This is a genomic window from Paenibacillus sp. sptzw28 (assembly GCF_019550795.1).
Taxonomy (GTDB): domain Bacteria; phylum Bacillota; class Bacilli; order Paenibacillales; family Paenibacillaceae; genus Paenibacillus_Z.
Genome location: NZ_CP080545.1, coordinates 4,239,503 through 4,257,873 on the forward strand (window position 1 = coordinate 4,239,503; position 18,371 = coordinate 4,257,873).

The following is an 18,371-nucleotide window of genomic DNA, read 5'->3' on the forward strand; positions in this document are numbered from 1 at the left end:
TCCCTTCAAATTATCATTCTCTCTGACATACTTGCTAAAGTTTACCTTTTTTGTTATTTCACGAAAAACGTCTGAGGACCAGTCTTTATCCCCGACCTAAGACCGATAACAAAATGCGACTTAAGAGTGAAAAAAGCCCGAGAATTTCAAAACTGTCTAAAATAAGTGATTACTCACTTTACAATTCGAGGAACCAGTAATAAAATAGATGTAAGTAATCACTCATTTTATGAATAGGGAGTGACCCGACAATGTCCTTTATCTCTGAATCCTCAGTTGTGAACGAGTCGGAAAATGCAGTCGTGGACCTGCAAAGCATCGTCCGGCGGTTTGGCAGCCGAACCGTTCTGGATGGCATTACGATGCGCGTGAAGCGAGGCGAGCTGTTCGGCCTGCTCGGTCCGTCAGGTTCCGGTAAGACGACGCTCGTCAAGCTCATAACCGGCATTGACAAAGCGGACAGCGGAACTGTCCGATTGCTCGGCGAGCCGATGCCGAAGCTGGCAATGCTTCAGCGGTTCGGTTATATGGCGCAGTCGGATGCGCTGTACAATGAACTGACCGCCAAGGAGAATCTCGTCTTCTTCGCCTCGCTCTATGGCTTGACCGGCGTTCGCCGCAGCAGACGCATCAATGAATCGATGGCAATCGTAAATTTGCTGGATGATTTAAACAAGCCGGTCGCAGCGTACTCGGGCGGAATGAAGCGGCGGTTATCGCTCGCCATTTCACTGCTTCACGAACCCGAGCTGCTCGTGCTCGACGAACCGACTGTCGGGATCGACCCGGTACTGAGAAAATCGGTCTGGAAAGAGCTCTCGGAGATGCGGAAGCGGGGCACGACGATTATTTTAACTACGCACGTTATGGATGAAGCTGATAAATGCGACCGCCTCGCACTCATTCGCGACGGGAAGCTCACAGCAGTCGATACTCCCGACGCCATCAAGAACAAGACGGGCAGCTCCACTATCGAAGAAGCGTTTATTACTCTCGGGGGAGGCGGACGCATATGAGAATCCGCGCGTTGGCGTTTCGGATCATCCGTCAATTCTTGAGAGATAAACGTACGCTTGCCCTGCTATTTCTGGCGCCGCTGCTCATTCTCGGACTTATGAAGCTTGTATTTAACGGTCAAACAGTAGAGCCCAAGATTGGAACTGTGGAGGTGCCTCCCCAGCTTGTGCAGCGGCTTGAGCAAGCGGATGCCGCCGTCACTCCATATTCGGATTCGCAACACGCGGCGAAAGCATTGCAGAACAGGGATCTGGATGCTGTGCTTACTTTCGAAGGCGGTAAACCGGCCATTTCGCTCGAGGGGAGCGATCCCTCTTCCGGCAAAGTGGTGCTCCTGCTGCTGCAGCGGACGATACAGGCGGATAAGCCTACGGTACAACCGACCATCACTTATCTTCACGGTAACGCAGACATGTCGTCTTTCGATTCGTTCGGCCCGGTATTGATCGGTTTCTTCTCCTTTTTCTTTGTGTTTATGCTCGCCGGCGTATCTTTTCTTCGCGAACGGACCAGCGGCACGATGGAGAGGCTGCTGGCGACGCCGATCCGCCGGTCTGAGATCGTAACCGGCTATTTGGCCGGGTTTGGTTTATTTACACTCCTACAGGCCGCCCTTATCGCCTGGTTCGCCGTAGACGTTCTCGGTCTGTACATGGATGGCTCGATCTGGCTGGTACTGATGATGAACCTCCTGCTGTCGCTGACCGCACTTACTCTGGGCACGCTGCTTTCTTCTTTTGCAAGCAGCGAGTTTCAAATAATTCAGTTTATCCCGCTTGTCGTTGTTCCTCAGGTCTTCTTCTCCGGTTTGTTCAACCTGGAGTCGATGACCCCCTGGCTTCAGAAGCTGAGCGCCATCATGCCGCTGTACTATGGCGCGGATGCGCTGCGGGGCATTATGATCCGGGGAGAGGGATGGGCCGGCATTCAGACCGACGTCTATGTACTGCTTGGATTCTCGCTTGTTTTCACCCTGCTTAATGTGGCTGCATTACGGAAGCACCGTGCGATTTAACAATCCGGATAAGCTGTGATATGATCGGGACGATGTAGGAAGATACGATTCTCATGTTCGCTGTATGTAATGAAAAGCTTTAAGGAGTTGTCAGTCATGCGGGAAACCATGGAGCAGTGGATGGAAGAGCTGCTGAGCATCGAGGCGGCCGGTGAGAAAATGACCGAGAAGCAGTCCAGAATAATGAAAGCGGCTATTGAAGTTTTTGCGGAGAAAGGGTACGCGGCTTCTTCGACAAACGAAATCGCGCAGCGGGCCGGAGTGGCCGAAGGCACGATTTTCCGCCATTATAAGACAAAGAAGGATCTGCTTCTGTCCATCGTTGCGCCAGCAATGTCGAAGCTGATCGCCCCCTTCGTGCTTCGCGGCTTCGACAAGGTGCTGGATGTCGATTACGACAGTTATGAGGAGCTGCTGCGGGCGATGATCGAGAACCGGATCGAGTTTCTCCGCAAGCATATGGCAGTGTTCAAAATATTAGTGCAGGAAATCCCGTTTCACCCGGAGCTGCAAGAACAGTTCCGAAAAAATGTTCTGACCAAAGTAATGGAACGACTGGGCAAAATCGTCGAGAAGTTTCAAGCTGAAGGCAAAATCCTCTCACTCCCCGGCACCACGGTTATTCGTCTTACTGTTTCGGTAATTATAGGTTATGTGCTTACCCGTACATTTTACGGCGAGCGCGAGGACGCGAATTGGGATGATGAGCGTGAGCGCGAGGAAACGATATCGTTCATCGTTAGGGGATTGGGAATAAAATAAACAAAATAAAACATCAAAGACGCTCCTGCGAATCACACGGATTCCGGAGCGTCTTTTGCATCATAGCCTGTTACGATGCTGCGGATGCTTCAGGCTGCCGGGCTGTACGGTCAATGAAGCGAAACCTGTAGAGCAGAAGCAGCGCTGCCAGCGATAACAAACCGCCTGCCAGGTACGGCAGCTCCAGATTGACTGTAAAGAGAAATGCGCCCATAAGGGGGCCCGCAATCCTTCCAAGGCTGTCCATAGAGGAGCTTAAGCCGGAGGCGATGCCTTGACCAACGGTCGTCTTCTGTGTAATCAATGAGGTTACGCAGGGGCGTATCAGCGCGTTGCCGATGCCAAACACCGCCAAGTAGATTGTTGCCGATACGAGCGAATGGGATGTCAGCAGAAGCAGAAATCCGATTGCGGAAATAACAAGGCCTGCGGCGATGTAGGCAGGCTCCTGGCCTTTACGGATACGCCGCCGTACGACGCCTCCCTGAATGAGCGCCCCGACAAGACCGCATACGAGGAACATGATGCCCACCTGAAGCGGCGTCACATTGAATCGAAGCATCCCGAACCTCTGCAGGGTGGCTTCCAGACCGGCCAGCGATATGGATACGAACAGAGCGAGCAGATACAAATATTTCACCGAGCCCGTAAATGCGCTCCAGCGCGACGGCCTCCGCTCGTGCGTGGCGCTCCGATTCTCGGGAGTAAGCGACTCCGGCAGCTTCGTTACGGCAAGCAAAAACGTAATTAAAGCAAGACCGGCAGCGGCAAAAAACGGCGTGTTATTCGAAATCAGGCTAAGCAGCCCTCCCACGCCTGGACCGATCGTAAAGCCAAGGCCAATCGACATACCGACGAGCCCCATCCCCTTCGTCCGATCCTCCGGCGGGGTGATATCGGCTACATAGGCTACTATAACGGAAGTTACAGCTCCGGAAAACAATCCTCCGAGCACGCGCGAAGCGTACATAAGCGGCAAGCTTCCGTCGGCAATGCCGAATAACAGGAAGCTGGCGGCGAAGCCAAGTACGCCAACCAGGATAATCGGACGTCTGCCGATGCGATCGGACAAGCCGCCCCAAACCGGGGATATAACGAACGACACGGCCGAGTAAATTGACAGCATCATTCCGATATGAAAGTCCACGGCTTCCGGACTCGCCTTCTTAATAATCTCCGGCAGCACCGGAATTATAATGCCGAATCCGATAAAAGTGGTCAATAGCATAAGCATAACAATTCCAAGCCGCTTGTCCTTCATTTGTCTGTTCCCTCCACCCGATTATCGTACCACAACTTTTGGGCGTCTTGCTATGAACAAATGAAGAACAAAGAGGAGCAGCAATACCGATCCGCTGAGAAGAAACGGCGAATGCGGACCAAGGTTATCCCACAGCTTACCGGATAAGATGCTGCCAAATACCATCCCAAGCCCTTCGATCGTCAGGAAAAAACCCCATACCGCACCACGCTCCGATTTCGGAATAGCCTCAGCAATCAAGGCGTTCCAGGCCGGAATAATACAGGCGTAGCCGATGCCGATAAAAGCCACAATGGCCAGCACCAATGGCAGCGATCGCATGAATCCGAGTACCGGGAGCGCAACGGCGGCGATTAGAAATCCGGCATGCAGAAACCATTTTGTCCCAAACCGGTCCACCCATTTTCCGACGGGAATTAGACCAAGCACCGTTACCGCCCCGCCTGCGAGCAATAATAAGCTGTACTGCTTCGGCGTCAGATGAAGAACGGTCCGAGCGAACAGCGTCAATACCGGCGTCAGCAGACCAAGCGCGAAATTCTGCATAAACATGGCGGGATAAAGCAGCCTGCTTGCATGGAGCGAGCCTCGAACTCTCGCAAAATAACGCGCCATTCTTTCAAGGAGCGGAGCCGCGTCGCCATGTTTGTGATGGGCCTCTGCCGGAACCAATCGACCTTCCAGCTCATGCGATTTGCGTCTGCCGGGTAATAATAAGGCAATGAGCACCACGACAATCATCATGACGATAATCAGCCGGAAAGCCATTGCAAACGAATGAGTGATGAAGAAATTAATAATAATCGGTCCGCTTCCGACGCCGGTCAACCAGGCCATATACACGACGCTCATAATAGTACCGCTTGCTTCGCTGCCGGCTACCGCCGTAGCGCCTGTAATAACACAGGGCCATAGCGGTGAAGTGCCGATTCCAAGCAGGAGGCAGGCCAGTATGATCCAGGCAAAGTGGCCGTGCGACAAGGAAATGATGGAAACGGAAATAAACGTCAGGATAACTCCAAACAGCATCACATACCGGTACCCAAGCCGATCGATAATCCACCCGAGCGGACTCCGGAATGCATTGTCACCTATATATTGCAGTGCAAGCGCCCATCCGACGGCATAGGCGGACAAGCCGAGAACAGTCCCCATGTAGACCGGCAAAACAGACACAAGCAGCGCGCCCTTCACAAACTCGACAAGATACATGATAATTAGCAGTTGGACGACAAACGGCGATGTTAGCACCTTTTTTCCCGCCCAAGGCTTTCGGAGTTCCATACTTCCTTCCCCTTTCACTAATGAAAAAATCTCCGCGCAAGCGCGTTCGTTTCCTGCACAGAATCGAGCGCGTTCGATTCCGCGCTAACGGTTCGTCTTTCTCGCACAGAACTAAAGCGCGTCTGGCTCCGCGCTAACGGTTCGTGCTGGCTATAACAAATTACCGCTTGCATTCCCCTCTGATTTTGCTATACTCAACCTTGTTTGAATGAATCCAATGAAAGGCTGGGATGAATCGATGAACCATAACCACACCCGGACCCCGCTGTTTAGCGCACTGCGCAGCCATGCGGCTCAAGATCCGGTTCAATTTCATATTCCCGGACATAAAAAAGGTTTGGGAAGCGATCCCGAATTCCGCAACTTTATCGGCGACAACGCTTTGTCGATCGATCTTATAAATATTGCGCCGCTGGACGACCTCCACCAGCCGACCGGTGTTATCGAGGAAGCGCAGCAGCTTGCCGCCGATGCATTCGGAGCCGATTATACCTTTTTTTCGGTGCAGGGTACAAGCGGAGCCATTATGACGATGATTCTAACCGTTTGCGCGCCCGGCGATAAGATCATCGTTCCGCGTAACGTGCACAAATCGATTATGTCGGCCATCATTTTCGCAGGCGCCCGTCCGGTCTTCATCTCGCCGGCGCGCGACACGACACTCGGCATCGATCACGGCATTACGACACGTTCGGTGAAGCGTGCCCTTGACAGGCATCCCGACGCCAAAGCCGTTCTTGTTATTAACCCTACTTACTACGGCATTTGCGCCGACCTGAAAGAAATCGTCGATCTTGTCCACAGCTGCGATATACCGGTGCTTGTGGACGAAGCCCACGGTGTTCTGATTCATTTTCACGAGAAGCTGCCGATGTCCGCTATGCAGGCAGGTGCCGATATGGCGGCCACAAGCGTTCATAAACTCGGAGGCTCCATGACTCAAAGCTCGATACTTAATGTCCGTAAAGGCCGCATTAACCCGCAGCGGGTTCAGACGATTATCAGTATGCTGACCACGACGTCGACATCTTATATTCTGCTCGCCTCGCTGGACACCTCACGCCGGCACTTGGCGCTGCACGGTAAAGATCTCGCTGTGAGAGCACTTGCTCTGGCTCAGTCCGCACGCAGTTTAATTAACGAGATCCCCGGACTTTACTGCATCGGCGAAGAAATCCTGGGTGGGGAAGCCACGTTTGATTATGACCCGACCAAGCTGACCATACATGTCAGGCATTTGGGTATTACGGGCTACGAAACCGAGAATTGGCTGCGCGATCATTATAACATCGAAGTCGAATTGAGCGATATGTATAACATCCTTGCCCTTGTAACGGCTGGAGATACGCAGGAATCGATCGATACGCTGATTAAAGCCCTTCGGGAACTGTCAGCATCGCATTATCAGCTCAACGAAGCGAAAGAGCTGGTCGTCAGAATTCCTGAAATCCCGCAGCTGTCTCTTACTCCGCGCGACGCCTTTTACGCGGAAACGGAAGTCGTTCCCTTCAAGGAATCGGCCGGACGGATTATTGCCGAATTCATCTATGTTTATCCGCCGGGAATACCGATCCTGCTGCCGGGGGAAGTCATTACCCAGCCCAATATCGACTATATTGTCGATCATGTAGAGGTCGGCCTTCCGGTGAAGGGACCGGAAGATCGAAGCATCCAATTCGTTAAGGTAATCGTCGAAGAAACGGCGATCAGCTAAAAAAACGCTTGCTCCGATAAGGTCGGTGCAAGCGTTTCTCTATTTTGTGCACTTTATCGACCCACTTTTAATCTTCAACAACCTTTTGCAGAAAAGCTAACGTTCTTACAAACGCATCCCGCGAAGCTTCAATATGATAGGAAGGCCGGGTATCATTGAAAAATGCATGCTGAGCGCCTTCATAAATTTGATACTCGAACGATTTGCCGGCTGCCTTCAGCAGTTCCGCCAATGCAGGCACCTGTTCAGTTATACGCTTGTCGAGCTCCCCGTAAAAGCCGGCAATCGGACACCTGATATCTGGAATAATGTCCTCAGGCGGTTGGCTTCCATAGAAAATAACAGCTCCGCGCAGCTCGGGGTCCATTGCCGCCAGCATCCCCGATAGACTGCCTCCGAGACAAAAGCCGACGGAAGCCACGCCTTTTCCATATGAATATTCATATGTATTTCGCAGCCACGCAGAGGTCGAAATCACCTGACGGACAAATTGTTGAAGCTGGCCGGATAAATTAAAAATTAATTCAAGGGTATCCGCAATCGACTGCTGCTTATGATCCGGGAAGCGGGAAAGCGCCTGCTGCCTCTTCTCCGCATCGCGCCAATGAGCCTGCGGCAGCGAGTTCAGAAATTTCTTTGCATCATCGATCAGCGCCTGAGCCAGAGGACCCGGACGCGCACCGTCTTTCGCAAATAAATCGGGCGCAAACGCAACATAGCCGGCCTGCGCGATTCGTCTGGAAATATCCTGAATGTGCTCGTCGACACCCCAAATCTCCTGCAGCACAATAACGGAAGGCTGCGGTTCTCTAACTCCGGACAACCGCGCAACGTACCCGCTGTACTCTCCATTATCTCCGTATCTGATCCATTCCGTTTGCAAGCTCATCATCAGTTCCTCCATTTCTAAGAACAGCTAAACTCAAATGCAAGATGCTGCCGGAGTCATTATTGTCAATCATTACTGGGAATGCTATGATGTTCAAGGGAGGTGGGCGTAAGTGAGTCAAAGCGCATACATTAAGTTTGTAGATGGTTCGGTCGTACAACGTCTGGACCTCGATGAGGTCAAAGGGCAGCTTGAGCGTTATCGCGAACAAACATCTCGTACCGGCAGACAGCTCGGCTGGGACTACACCGAGGCTGCTTTTCCATATACGGTGGAGACGAAGCCCGGCGAGGAACAGCGGTGGTTCTATTTGAAAGGAACAAACCCGCAGTACCAGTATATTTTATTCGGTGTCGGTTCGCAAAACGAAGGTGACCGCGAGGTACCGTTTGTCCAGGTCGTGCTGCCGGAAGGCGCAACCCATGGGGACAAATCCAAGGGCAACGAGCTTTGCAAATACCTGGCCAAGAACCTGCAGGCCGAACTTACCATGTTTAATGGAAGAACAATCTATTATAACCCGAGAAAATAACGATACAGCCAAGGTGAAACGGCTGGCGCCATCCAATAGGCGGCGGAGCGCGTTTCATTCCAGAGATATATAAGAAAGTATAAGCGTGCAACTTATACTTTCTTATATTTCAAATAAAACTCCGGTGACCTGATAGGTTCCCGGAGTTTATTTACATTCACACTATTAAGTCTCGGTTCCGTTCTCGCGCTGAGCGATTTCCTCATAAAGGCGCGTTACACGGTCCCATTCAGCGTCATCTTCAATGCCGACAAGGAATGCTTCGCCATTCTCTTCCTCAATACGGAAAATAACCCCGTCTGCCTCAGGATCGTTACGATCGAGAAGCACAGCATATACCTGCTCTTCAGATTCAAAAGTGTATACCATGACCATCTCACGTTCTTTGCCTTCTTCGTCGGTAACAAGGAAAACATGCTCTTCGTGATCATGCCCGCATCCGCAATCATCCCCGCAGTTTTCACCATTCGTATGTTCGTGTTCGCTCATAGGATACCCTCATTTCAATTCGTCTGTAACTTTCACTGGTATCGTAACATGGAATACAAGGCATGGTCAAACAAAAGACGCCTCTGCCTGGTTCGGGCTGAGACGTCGCTTAGATCAAGAGGCTTTAGCGGTAATTGTCTTTTCCGATACGACTTTCCAATCGTCGGTGCCGCTCAGCTTCATGTAAAACCGGATCGTATATTTGCCTGCCGTGTCAAAGGAATACGTAAAATCATCCGTCCGGTACCAGAAGTTATCTTTATCGTTTACTACATTTTTGGTCTGAATAACCGTTTCGTTGCCGCCCGGATCGAAGATCGACACTTTGATAGCGGAAATATCCGTCAGCAGGTTGTCGACTTGGGCGAACACCTTGAACGTTATTCGATTTCCCTTCACTACATTGCCGAAGATGGTGTTATCCTGAAACAAAAACATATGGACGTTTGGCTTGTAAACGGTTACCTGCTTCGTTCCATCGTCCCAAACTACGAGCGCCTGAAGCGTATCGGCTATTTGTCGAACCGTTATATAAGTTTTTCCGTCCACAGACAGCCCGGCGTTATCCAGCTCGGATCCGTTTACAATGACCCTCACTTTCTGTGCCGCCGAATCGGCGAATATCATCGTACCGCCCCAGAGTGACATCACCAGCAGTAAGATGAGCAGCCTTCTGAACTTCATGGTGGTAACCCTCCATCCCTTTGTCTGGATGTATGGTTATACTCTCCATTCTGTCCAAAGTTGCGCAAGAGTCCAAAACTTTTCTTACAAACGGTGTCATATGATGCTGAAAGATGCGGTTTCCCGGGAAATCATTCATGAAAATTACAAATAAGTGCGCGTCAGTATGCAGGGAACGCCCCTGCCTACAGCTCCAGGCTGCCGCATACTCGCAAGATAACGAAGTCCTCTTGCGCAGGGAGTTTTGCAAACCGCGCATGTATCGGATAAGACCAGCTTCAATACAGTACGCTTACGGTCCGATGCTGTCGGTTGTTTCTTCTTGGCCGCTTTACCTTTAGCCATTTCAATTGCACCTGCCTCGTCTTCGATCGGTTCATAGCATTCTATGAATGTCGTGACAAATGTGCATCAGCGCATATCCCGGTCAATGGAAATAATAAGCCGTCCTCTTTCCATTTCAAAAAGGAAGTGATAAATTTGTAACTAACAGCAACGCTTAGGGGGAAGCCCGATTGAACATACAAATGCTCGGGACGGGCAGCGCATTTGCGAAAAACTATTTCAATACGAATGCACTGTTCTATACGGATAACAAAACGGTCATGCTTGATTGCGGAACAACGGCTTCCCGGTCCTTGAATCAGCTGGGGAAAACATTCAACCACATCGACGCTCTGCTGATCAGTCATATTCATGCCGATCACATCGGAGGAATGGAAGAATTCGCGTTTCAAATGAAGTTCGTATACAATCGCAAGCCGCTGCTTTACATTCCTGAACCGATTGCCGAGACCCTTTGGGAAAACTCGCTCAAGGGAGGATTAATGCAAGATGGGCTGGGTTCGCTTGAGGATTACTTTGATGTGCGGCTGATTGCCCCCGGCGCTCCGGCTGAGCTTCTGCCGGCATTTACTGTAGAGCCGGTACGAACGCAGCATATTCCGGGCAAGCCGAGTTTTTCTTATATCATTAATAATTCGTTTTTTTATTCCGCCGATATGAGATTTGACCGGGAACTGCTGGAGGAACTGGTTGAGCGGGGCTGTGAAACGATTTTTCATGAATGTCAGTTCAGCCCCCCCGGTATCGTGCACACGACGCTGGACGAGCTTCTATCGCTGCCCCGGAGCATACAAGAACGCGTCTGGCTCATGCATTACGATGATGCGAAGCCGGAGTACGAACAAGCTATCGGCCCAATGCGCTTCGTGGAGCAGCATCAAATGTATTCGTTTAACCGAAAAACAGCCCGCTGAGTGCGGGCTGTTTCCATGTGAAGGTCGTGTATATGCTCTTAGAAATTCGGAAGTTCATCGAGGTTGTTGGCGGGATCTCCGTCCGCATCGCCGCGGATATATGTCTCGCCATCTCTTCCTTTAAAAGCATTAACGCCGGCGATTTGGCCGGCCTGTACCTCTTGAAGCGCTTGAGTATAGTCGAGAACCCGTCCTGAGGATGTCTTAAAGGCCTGCAGGTCCCCATCCCCGTTTTTTTGTACAGCCACAAACGACTCGCGAGCCGACTGATTGTTCGGTTGACCTATCTGGTTCAAATGCATCTGCCTCCTTTACATCTTCTTGCCGGCATAGCATTCCCCGCGTTCCCTTGAATTATTCTGCAGCAGCTTCAGTATCTACCCGTTTTTGTTGCGCAGAGGCGGCCGTTGTCCATCCTGCAAGGGTGCGGGAACCATTTGTTTTGAAGAGCCCCGCGAACCATAAACGTCACCCAAAACTGAGCGGCTAAGTGGATACACATCCGAAGAAACGCTTTCATTGAAGCTGTTGTCAATATGGATCGCGGGTTCGGCCGAACCGATGGCGCACCCGGAACAAACGATCAAGCAAGCTGCCGCATATATCGCCCTCTTCAAGCTGCATCAAGCCCCCTGGTTTAAATCATAACCTTGGAACTATTATGCACCAACATTAAGAAGGGCAAACCTTACACTATTCTCTCCTCGCCGGCCCCGCCTCCGGAGGAAGCTTCCGCAGCCATACAAACGCCTCATCATAAGAAATCGTATCCCTGATTACCATTCGGGCAGCGTACACGCAAACCGTGATCACGATACCGAACAAACCGACCAGCCAAACAGCCAAGAAAGCAGCTTCTCTAAGGATACAAACTCCCCCCGCATTCTCATTTAACGTACAATATGCGGGTATCGGCCCAAATAGTATCGGTGGTCTCATATCGAAAAAAGTATTGACTTCAATTTTTCTATTTGATATATTATTACTTGTCACTAACGAAACTTTTTTGTGATCTGATAGCTCAGCTGGGAGAGCACCATCTTGACAGGGTGGGGGTCACAGGTTCGAACCCTGTTCAGATCACCATAATACAAACGCCGAAAGCCTTCGTAATCGAGGCTTTTTTTGTTGTCTGTCCATCCCCTTCTTGCAGTACGACCATTGAATAAATAGCTCCGGATTGCGCCACCTTATCGGTATCACACCAGTGGAGGTATTTTTAATGATCGGGATGAAGGTTAGATATGAAATCGGAGCTGTTAATTTAAAGATAAGCAATGTTACGCCAAGGGATGCGGAGAGCTACGTCCTTCTTACGGCTGCAGACGAAGCGAGCAATGAGATTGTGTTTGCTCTCTCGCATGAACAGGCAGAACATCTTGAGACTGAGCTTTACGAGGCAAACCGCCGATGGAAAGAACATTCTGCAACCACGAGATTTTCGCTTACCGATGGGAGAGAGCCGGAAGTCGAGGAAAATCCGGATCCAACGCATTGAATTTCTGATTGATCAAACGATAGGCCCGGTACTAAGCCGCCGCAAGTCAGCTGCTGAACCGGGTCTTCGAGCTTTTCTCTTCCACCGCAACATTTCTCGGATTGTTACCGTCTAATCAGTACATGCAAGACAAAACAAACGAAAATTATGGGGTGAGCCGTTCATGAGGAGAAGCTTAGCTATGCTCTCTGTGATTATGCTGCTGTTTCTTGCCGCATCGCAATCGGTTTGGGCATTTACCGACACCAAGAATGACCCGAACGCATCGAAAATCGCCGACCTGCAAAAGCAGGGCATCATTACCGGCGATAAAGACGGGTTATACAAGCCGGGCGCAAAATTGACCTACGCGGCTGGAATCGCATTGATCGTCAAAGGCCTTGGTCTCAATATCGATAACATTCGTTTTATAAAAGAACCAAAGGCAAGCGATTATTTTACGAAGGTAAAAGATAACGTCTGGTACTCCGACGCCTTCATCATAGCCGCAAATAACGGTCTTGAAGTGGCTAAGGATGTCGATCCCTCGTGGGCGATGACCCGGGAGCAGTTCGCACATCATTTGTTCCGGGCGATAATGACAACAGGCGATTATGCTTTTATCGAAATCTATGTCATGATTCATGATGAGAGTGACGTCAGTTCCGCTTATATGGAGAGCATCCAGAAGCTGCTGATTACGAAAATCGCCGAACTCGACAAGAAGCAGAACTTTTATCCGAAAGCTGAAATCAAGCGTGGTGAGGCAGCCGGTTGGCTGTATGGCGCGATGAAATTCGTAAAGGAGAACGTTACAATTCCGGCGCCGGGAGGAGAGCCGCAGCCTACTCCATTGACGGATGTGGCGATCACGGCAAAAGCGGTTAATGAGACGGTGACTGAGGTAACGGTTACGGCAAAAGCGCCTAATCCGGGATACGGTCTGCGTATCAGCTCCATTCTGTTTGACGGGGACAAGGCAATCATCAACGTTGAACCGGTTTTTCCACAAGAGGATAAGTTCTATGCCCAAGTCATTACAGACGTGAAGGCCGTAACGTACATCGCTTCAGACCTTACGCCGGTCCTTGGAGGCGTCGAAATAGGCGGAGGATCCTCCGGAAGTTCGGGAATCTCTCCCCCAACCGACCCGGACCACCCGGTATCAAGCACAAATTAACCTTCTTTCACCTATATTAAGAAAAGCGCCCAAGGATCTCTTCTTGGGCGCTTCTCTATGGTTACGGCAGGAAGCCATCCTGTCCGAAGTATACCGCTCCATGCGGCATAAGCGAGCACAGCTCCGCGGCAAACCGGTCTGCCGTCCTAGGCTCATAAAGCTTCTCCAGACCGAGCTCGCGATATCTCTCCCGCATGCCGAGCTGGGCCGACCGTTTCCCTGCGCTTCCGTCTCCACGGAAGAAATCGTCAATGACGACCCGCGGCGCTTCCTCCGCAAGGCGAGCGGCGAAACCGTCCGAACAGGGCAGCAGCGGGGAGACCGCAGCCTGCACCGGAATGCCCTGCTCGCGAAGCATACGTATCGCTCGCCATCTCGAAGCAAGCGGCGGCGCCGCCGGAGTGAGCCGCTTGCGTACAGGCTCAAGGTCCGTTTCCACTGTCATGCTGACTCGTACGCGGGCGCCCAGCTGCTTTAACAGGTCGGCGTCGCGCAGTACAAGCGGGCTCCTGGTTTGGACAAGGACAAACTCGGGTGGGGACTCCACCATCACTTCAAGAATCATCCTCGTGAGGCGAGATTTGTATTCAGAAGGCTGATACGGATCGGTAGCCGAAGACATAAACACCGTAACCGGCCCTTTAATAAGTGCCTTCTGCCATTCCCGGCGAAATGAATTTTGGTCCACGCCCTTCGCCTCGATCCATTCGCCCCAAGGCTGTCCGCGAAACAGAGCCACCGGCATCCGTCTGACGTAGCAATAAGAACAGCCAAAGACACAGCCTATGTATGGATTTATCGTATATGAATAACCGGTCAAATAACCGGATGCCGGATTAAGCAGTCTTGGCGGACGTTTGTTTCCTTCAGCTGCCGTCATAGGCTATCCTTCATCCAAAGCAGCCGCTGACTCTGATTGGGCGAGGGCCGGAATACACCAATCAATCTCGGGGCTGCCGATACTGCGAAGAAACGCATTGGCGCGGGAGAACGGACGGCTGCCGAAAAACCCGCGATGCGCCGCGAAGGGACTCGGGTGCGGAGAAGAGATAATACAGTGGCGGTCCGTGTCGATCGCCGAAGCTTTCTCCTGGGCATGCTTGCCCCAAAGAATAAAGACTACCGGCCGCTCCCGCTCATTTAGTGCGTCAATCACGGCGCCGGTAAACCTCTCCCAGCCCATCCCCTGATGCGATGCTGCAAGTCCGGCCTGAACGGTCAGAACATTATTAAGCAGCATGACGCCCTGCTTCGCCCAAGATACGAGATACCCGTGATCAGGAATCGGACACCCCAGATCATCGCGCAGTTCTTTGAAAATATTTTGCAGAGACGGCGGCGACTTTACACCCGGTTGAACGGAGAAGCTTAACCCGTGCGCCTGACCCGGCCCGTGGTATGGATCTTGCCCGATAATAACGACACGGGTATCCTCATATGAGGTATAATGAAGAGCATTAAAAATTTCGTGCATACTCGGATAAACCGTCACACTCCGGTACTGATCCGCCAGGCGCGACCGAAGCTCCTTGTAATATGACTGCTCAAGCTCTTTATTCAAAATGTCAGCCCAATCGTTTTTGAAAATAACCGCCATAAGCTCCTCCTTCTCTTGGCACGTACAATGGAAAAAGAATGAAGAAAAAGAGTCCCGTCGTTTGTGCTTTCACCGAACAGGACTCTTTATGTATGATACCGAATTGTTACCCTACCAAGTAGAGTTAGAAATGCCGAGGACGGGAATCGAACCCGTACGGTGGTCACCCACCGCAGGATTTTAAGTCCTGTGCGTCTGCCAGTTCCGCCACCCCGGCAAATTGTGACGTGCATGGAATGGTGGGCCCTGAGGGACTCGAACCCCCGACCAATCGGTTATGAGCCGACCGCTCTAACCAACTGAGCTAAGGGCCCTTAAGATACAATCGAAAGGTTGGTTGCGGGGGCAGGATTTGAACCTGCGGCCTTCGGGTTATGAGCCCGACGAGCTACCGGGCTGCTCCACCCCGCGATAGTACCATTTCACAACAACGTCATTTGAATGGCGACAAGATATAATATACTACATGATAGAACATGAAGTCAAGAACTATTTTTCAAGGTACAAAACGAACGCCGTACCTGCCTTTTCGGGACTGAAAAACCTCGATTTCCCGCGGACACTCGTAACCGTATACCCACCAATCATTTTCCATCCGTCTGACGAGACAACCTGCCTGAAATTTAGTTTCGTACAAACGGACCCAATACACCCAACGCATGCTGAATCCCTCCACCGCCGTTTTGCTTTAGATTACCCCTTTTACGGAAAATACAAGCATTGAAGCAGCATGAAAAAAACACCCGCCGACGCATGATATGCATCGGCGGGTGTCAGGTCAACCTTTACCGTAAACGCCTACTCCTACCCCGCCGCCATCGATCGGCTCAAGAGGTCCGTTGGGATTTTCTTTAATCTTTTGCAGCAGCGCATCGCCTTTCGTTTGCCATTCTTTCAGCGCTTGATCGACTGTCTTCTTTCCTTCAACCACTTGTTGGAAGAGCGGCTGACCGTATTGGTTCACCTGATAGATGTTCGGCTTCTCCCGATACAGCTTCTCCATATCCAGATCTTGAGGCGGCACCGGCTTCAGTGCGTAGAAGGCTCCGATATTGTAGCTCATTCCGTCCTTCGGCTTCAGGAACGATTTGCGCGCAACCATCTCATATGTGCTGCGCGACTTCAGCTTCGCCCACTCTTTGCTGTTATTGAATTGAATGAAATCCCAGGCGTCTTCACTGTTCTGGGCTTTCGCATTAATTGCCATCAAATTGTTTAAATAGATATTGCCGCCTACGTCAGGCACCTCCGCAAATGTAGGGATTGTCACTACATCCCAGTCGACACTCGGAACGTTTTTATTTTTTGCCGCGTAATCCTTGGCCCTGGACAGCTCGTTGATATAGTCATAACCGCTGATTGTCATTGCTACCCGGCCGTTTATGAACATGTCGCCCTGGAACGGATTGAAACCCGGGTTCTCGCCTGCTGCCCCTGAGAGCGCCGCTTTGTCGTTGATCACGTTCATATCGTTTTGCGTCGGTACGATTTTATTTTTGTACAGGTTTATAATGTCTGTCCATACCCTTTTCCATTGCGGCGTATCGACCGTCATTTTCTCGCCTTTCTTATCAAACATCATCAGCTGCAGCGGAGCTGCGTAGGTCTGGATATCATAAAACGGATCTCCGCTCCACCGGTTAAACTGGAAACCGTACTTGCGGTCTTTGCCTTCGCCTTTCGCAATGCGGCCGGCAAGCGCGAATATATCCGGCCACTGCATATTGTCGGTCGGCGGAGAGATGCCGGCATCGGTAAACATCTTCTTGTTATAGTAGAGTGCGGAAGAATTGAAAGTCGGAGTGAGCGCGTACAGATTGCCGTCGCCGGCGTCCTTGATTCCTTCAATAACCGTAGGAACAAAATCTTCTATGTCGAATTTACTGTCTTGTATGAGCGGATCAAGCTGCTTGAGCATATTGTCCTGAACCAGCCGTTTCAAGTAAGCGGAATCCAGCACGACGACGTCTACCGGATTTTTGCCGTTTAACAGCTCCTTAATCTTCTCGTACGGATCGGGCTGCTTCTTGTTCGGATCGGGCTGCTCGAAACGCTGGTCGTCATAGTTGATGGCTCCGACGATTTCTATATCGATATTCGGATGCGTCAGCTCGTAGCCATCCGTAAACTGCTGGCGGAGCCAAGGCTCTTGATCGGCATTCGAATACATAAAACCAACGCGAAGGACTCGTCTTTGGTCGTCGCTCCCGGTCCCCTTGCTGCAAGCCGCAAGCACCGTCGAAACGAGTGCCAGCGATAAGATGATACCCGAAGCCTTGCGGATGAATGACCCCCGCTTTGATGATCGATTAATTTCCATACTGTTTACCCCTCCAATGATTTAGGCGGTGAAATAATAATGCGCTCGCCATCGAATTCCATCGATGCCTTGTCTGTAATCTGCAAGGCGGTTAAATAATCTTTCGGTATTTGAAGCCTGCCTACGCGGTCTACTACGACATATTCCTCGTGGGCTTCCTTAATGCCATCCGGAAGGCCGTTTTCACCTCCGTCCGAATGCAAATTCGGGTTCCGTTTAATAAATTCCGTGCTGGTTAGACCGTCTCTGATGGCCACGACGCGGTCGACTTTCCCCGCGAGGGATAAATCGTGGGTAACGATCACGATCGTAATGCCGATCTCACGGTTCAGCTTACGGAATATATCCATAATCAAATCCGAGGTCCGCGTATCGACAGAGCCTGTAGGTTCGTCGGCGAGCAGCATTTTTGGCCGGTTGGAGAGCGATATGGCGATGGCCACGCGCTGCTGCTCACCGCCTGAGAGCTGATGCAGCTTGTTATGCATCCGCTCCTTGAGGCCTACCCATTCCAGCAGCTGTTTGGCATAGGCCCGGTCCAGCTTGGAAGAGAGCATCATCGGCATTTCCACATTTTCCAGCGCCGTCAAATACGGCAGCAGATTGCGCGCATTATTCTGCCAGATGAAGCCGACCGTATCGCGTTTGTACTCGACAAGCTGATCGTCGGTAATTTTGAGCAAATCCCATTGACCTACCCGTACGGAACCGGCCGAGGGCCGGTCAAGTCCGCCGAGTATGTTGAGCAGTGTGGATTTGCCGCTGCCGCTGTTGCCGATAATCGCCATCATCTCGCCTTCGCGGACATTAAGATTCAAGCCCTGCAGCGCAACGACCTCAAGGTCGTCGGATTTATAAATTTTAACTAGTCCTTCACATTGAATCATGGCC

The 18,371-nt window shown here is 51.1% G+C and carries 20 protein-coding genes and 4 tRNA genes; 9 read left to right on the forward strand and 15 right to left on the reverse strand.

Features of this window, described 5'->3' with window-relative positions; translation table 11 throughout:
• Positions 1-251: 251 nt before the first annotated feature.
• The 3 genes from KZ483_RS19480 (at position 252) to KZ483_RS19490 (ending at position 2,794) form a co-directional block, all read left to right on the forward strand.
• Positions 252-1,016 (forward strand): ABC transporter ATP-binding protein, encoded by a 765-nt coding sequence (locus tag KZ483_RS19480; RefSeq protein WP_220349242.1) that lies wholly within the window; start codon positions 252-254, stop codon positions 1,014-1,016.
• Entirely contained in the window at positions 1,013-2,032 is a 1,020-nt protein-coding gene (locus KZ483_RS19485; protein ID WP_220349243.1) for an ABC transporter permease, read from the forward strand. Before KZ483_RS19480 ends, KZ483_RS19485 begins: the two co-directional genes overlap by 4 nt.
• A gap of 96 nt (positions 2,033-2,128) precedes the next feature.
• The gene (locus KZ483_RS19490) at positions 2,129-2,794 is read left to right on the forward strand and encodes a TetR/AcrR family transcriptional regulator (RefSeq protein ID WP_220349244.1); all 666 of its coding nucleotides are present in this window, start codon (positions 2,129-2,131) and stop codon (positions 2,792-2,794) included.
• Positions 2,795-2,864: 70 nt separating this feature from the next.
• Here KZ483_RS19490 and KZ483_RS19495 read toward each other — a convergent pair whose 3' ends face one another.
• Positions 2,865-4,055 carry an MFS transporter gene (locus KZ483_RS19495; RefSeq protein WP_220349245.1) on the reverse strand — a complete coding sequence of 397 codons (1,191 nt, stop codon included), beginning with the start codon at positions 4,053-4,055 and terminating at the stop codon, positions 2,865-2,867.
• A 21-nt stretch (positions 4,056-4,076) separates the two neighbouring features.
• The gene (locus KZ483_RS19500) at positions 4,077-5,339 is read right to left on the reverse strand and encodes an MFS transporter (protein ID WP_220349246.1); all 1,263 of its coding nucleotides are present in this window, start codon (positions 5,337-5,339) and stop codon (positions 4,077-4,079) included.
• Between the two features lie 208 nt (positions 5,340-5,547).
• Here KZ483_RS19500 and KZ483_RS19505 point away from each other — a divergent pair, with 208 nt between their 5' ends.
• Complete coding sequence (locus KZ483_RS19505) at positions 5,548-7,053, forward strand: aminotransferase class I/II-fold pyridoxal phosphate-dependent enzyme (protein ID WP_397376120.1); 1,506 nt, start codon at positions 5,548-5,550, stop codon at positions 7,051-7,053.
• Between the two features lie 67 nt (positions 7,054-7,120).
• Here the strand turns inward: KZ483_RS19505 and KZ483_RS19510 are convergent, their stop codons facing one another.
• Complete coding sequence (locus KZ483_RS19510; protein WP_258881333.1) at positions 7,121-7,945, reverse strand: dienelactone hydrolase family protein; 825 nt, start codon at positions 7,943-7,945, stop codon at positions 7,121-7,123.
• Between the two features lie 109 nt (positions 7,946-8,054).
• On the opposite strand from KZ483_RS19510, the gene KZ483_RS19515 reads away from it, so the two are divergent.
• Positions 8,055-8,474: a DUF1885 family protein gene (locus KZ483_RS19515; protein ID WP_220349247.1), complete on the forward strand. Its 420-nt coding sequence runs from the start codon at positions 8,055-8,057 to the stop codon at positions 8,472-8,474.
• A 165-nt stretch (positions 8,475-8,639) separates the two neighbouring features.
• On the opposite strand, the gene KZ483_RS19520 is transcribed toward KZ483_RS19515, so the two are convergent.
• The 3 genes from KZ483_RS19520 to KZ483_RS19530 all read right to left on the reverse strand — a co-directional run bounded on the left by KZ483_RS19520 (position 8,640) and on the right by KZ483_RS19530 (position 9,992).
• Positions 8,640-8,963, reverse strand: coding sequence for a DUF1292 domain-containing protein (locus KZ483_RS19520; protein WP_220349248.1), 324 nt, complete (start codon positions 8,961-8,963; stop codon positions 8,640-8,642).
• Between the two features lie 114 nt (positions 8,964-9,077).
• Positions 9,078-9,647 (reverse strand): stalk domain-containing protein, encoded by a 570-nt coding sequence (locus KZ483_RS19525; protein WP_220349249.1) that lies wholly within the window; start codon positions 9,645-9,647, stop codon positions 9,078-9,080.
• Positions 9,648-9,791: 144 nt separating this feature from the next.
• Entirely contained in the window at positions 9,792-9,992 is a 201-nt protein-coding gene (locus KZ483_RS19530) for a hypothetical protein (RefSeq protein WP_220349250.1), read from the reverse strand.
• 182 nt (positions 9,993-10,174) lie between these two features.
• Between KZ483_RS19530 and KZ483_RS19535 the strand changes: the two genes are divergently transcribed.
• Positions 10,175-10,906 (forward strand): MBL fold metallo-hydrolase, encoded by a 732-nt coding sequence (locus KZ483_RS19535; RefSeq protein WP_220353548.1) that lies wholly within the window; start codon positions 10,175-10,177, stop codon positions 10,904-10,906.
• 38 nt (positions 10,907-10,944) lie between these two features.
• Here KZ483_RS19535 and KZ483_RS19540 read toward each other — a convergent pair whose 3' ends face one another.
• Together KZ483_RS19540 and KZ483_RS19545 are read right to left on the reverse strand one after the other, a co-directional pair.
• Complete coding sequence (locus tag KZ483_RS19540; RefSeq protein ID WP_258881335.1) at positions 10,945-11,202, reverse strand: DUF3892 domain-containing protein; 258 nt, start codon at positions 11,200-11,202, stop codon at positions 10,945-10,947.
• Between the two features lie 397 nt (positions 11,203-11,599).
• The gene (locus KZ483_RS19545; RefSeq protein WP_220353751.1) at positions 11,600-11,752 is read right to left on the reverse strand and encodes a hypothetical protein; all 153 of its coding nucleotides are present in this window, start codon (positions 11,750-11,752) and stop codon (positions 11,600-11,602) included.
• A 164-nt stretch (positions 11,753-11,916) separates the two neighbouring features.
• Here KZ483_RS19545 and KZ483_RS19550 point away from each other — a divergent pair.
• The 3 genes from KZ483_RS19550 to KZ483_RS19560 all read left to right on the forward strand — a co-directional run bounded on the left by KZ483_RS19550 (position 11,917) and on the right by KZ483_RS19560 (position 13,563).
• Positions 11,917-11,992: transfer RNA gene (locus KZ483_RS19550), tRNA-Val, on the forward strand.
• 136 nt (positions 11,993-12,128) lie between these two features.
• Entirely contained in the window at positions 12,129-12,404 is a 276-nt protein-coding gene (locus tag KZ483_RS19555) for a hypothetical protein (protein WP_220349252.1), read from the forward strand.
• A gap of 181 nt (positions 12,405-12,585) precedes the next feature.
• A complete protein-coding gene (locus KZ483_RS19560) occupies positions 12,586-13,563 on the forward strand; it encodes an S-layer homology domain-containing protein (RefSeq protein WP_258881336.1) in 978 nt (325 codons plus the stop codon).
• 61 nt (positions 13,564-13,624) lie between these two features.
• On the opposite strand, the gene KZ483_RS19565 is transcribed toward KZ483_RS19560, so the two are convergent.
• The 7 genes from KZ483_RS19565 to KZ483_RS19595 all read right to left on the reverse strand — a co-directional run bounded on the left by KZ483_RS19565 (position 13,625) and on the right by KZ483_RS19595 (position 18,367).
• Positions 13,625-14,443: an SPL family radical SAM protein gene (locus tag KZ483_RS19565; RefSeq protein ID WP_220349254.1), complete on the reverse strand. Its 819-nt coding sequence runs from the start codon at positions 14,441-14,443 to the stop codon at positions 13,625-13,627.
• Positions 14,444-14,446: 3 nt separating this feature from the next.
• Positions 14,447-15,160, reverse strand: coding sequence for a uracil-DNA glycosylase (locus tag KZ483_RS19570; protein ID WP_220349255.1), 714 nt, complete (start codon positions 15,158-15,160; stop codon positions 14,447-14,449).
• A 131-nt stretch (positions 15,161-15,291) separates the two neighbouring features.
• A tRNA-Leu gene (locus KZ483_RS19575) sits at positions 15,292-15,377 on the reverse strand.
• A gap of 20 nt (positions 15,378-15,397) precedes the next feature.
• A tRNA-Ile gene (locus tag KZ483_RS19580) sits at positions 15,398-15,474 on the reverse strand.
• 20 nt (positions 15,475-15,494) lie between these two features.
• Positions 15,495-15,571: transfer RNA gene (locus KZ483_RS19585), tRNA-Met, on the reverse strand.
• Between the two features lie 367 nt (positions 15,572-15,938).
• Positions 15,939-17,480, reverse strand: coding sequence for an ABC transporter substrate-binding protein (locus tag KZ483_RS19590; RefSeq protein WP_220349256.1), 1,542 nt, complete (start codon positions 17,478-17,480; stop codon positions 15,939-15,941).
• Between the two features lie 5 nt (positions 17,481-17,485).
• Complete coding sequence (locus KZ483_RS19595) at positions 17,486-18,367, reverse strand: ABC transporter ATP-binding protein (RefSeq protein WP_220349257.1); 882 nt, start codon at positions 18,365-18,367, stop codon at positions 17,486-17,488.
• Between the last annotated feature and the right edge of the window lie 4 nt (positions 18,368-18,371).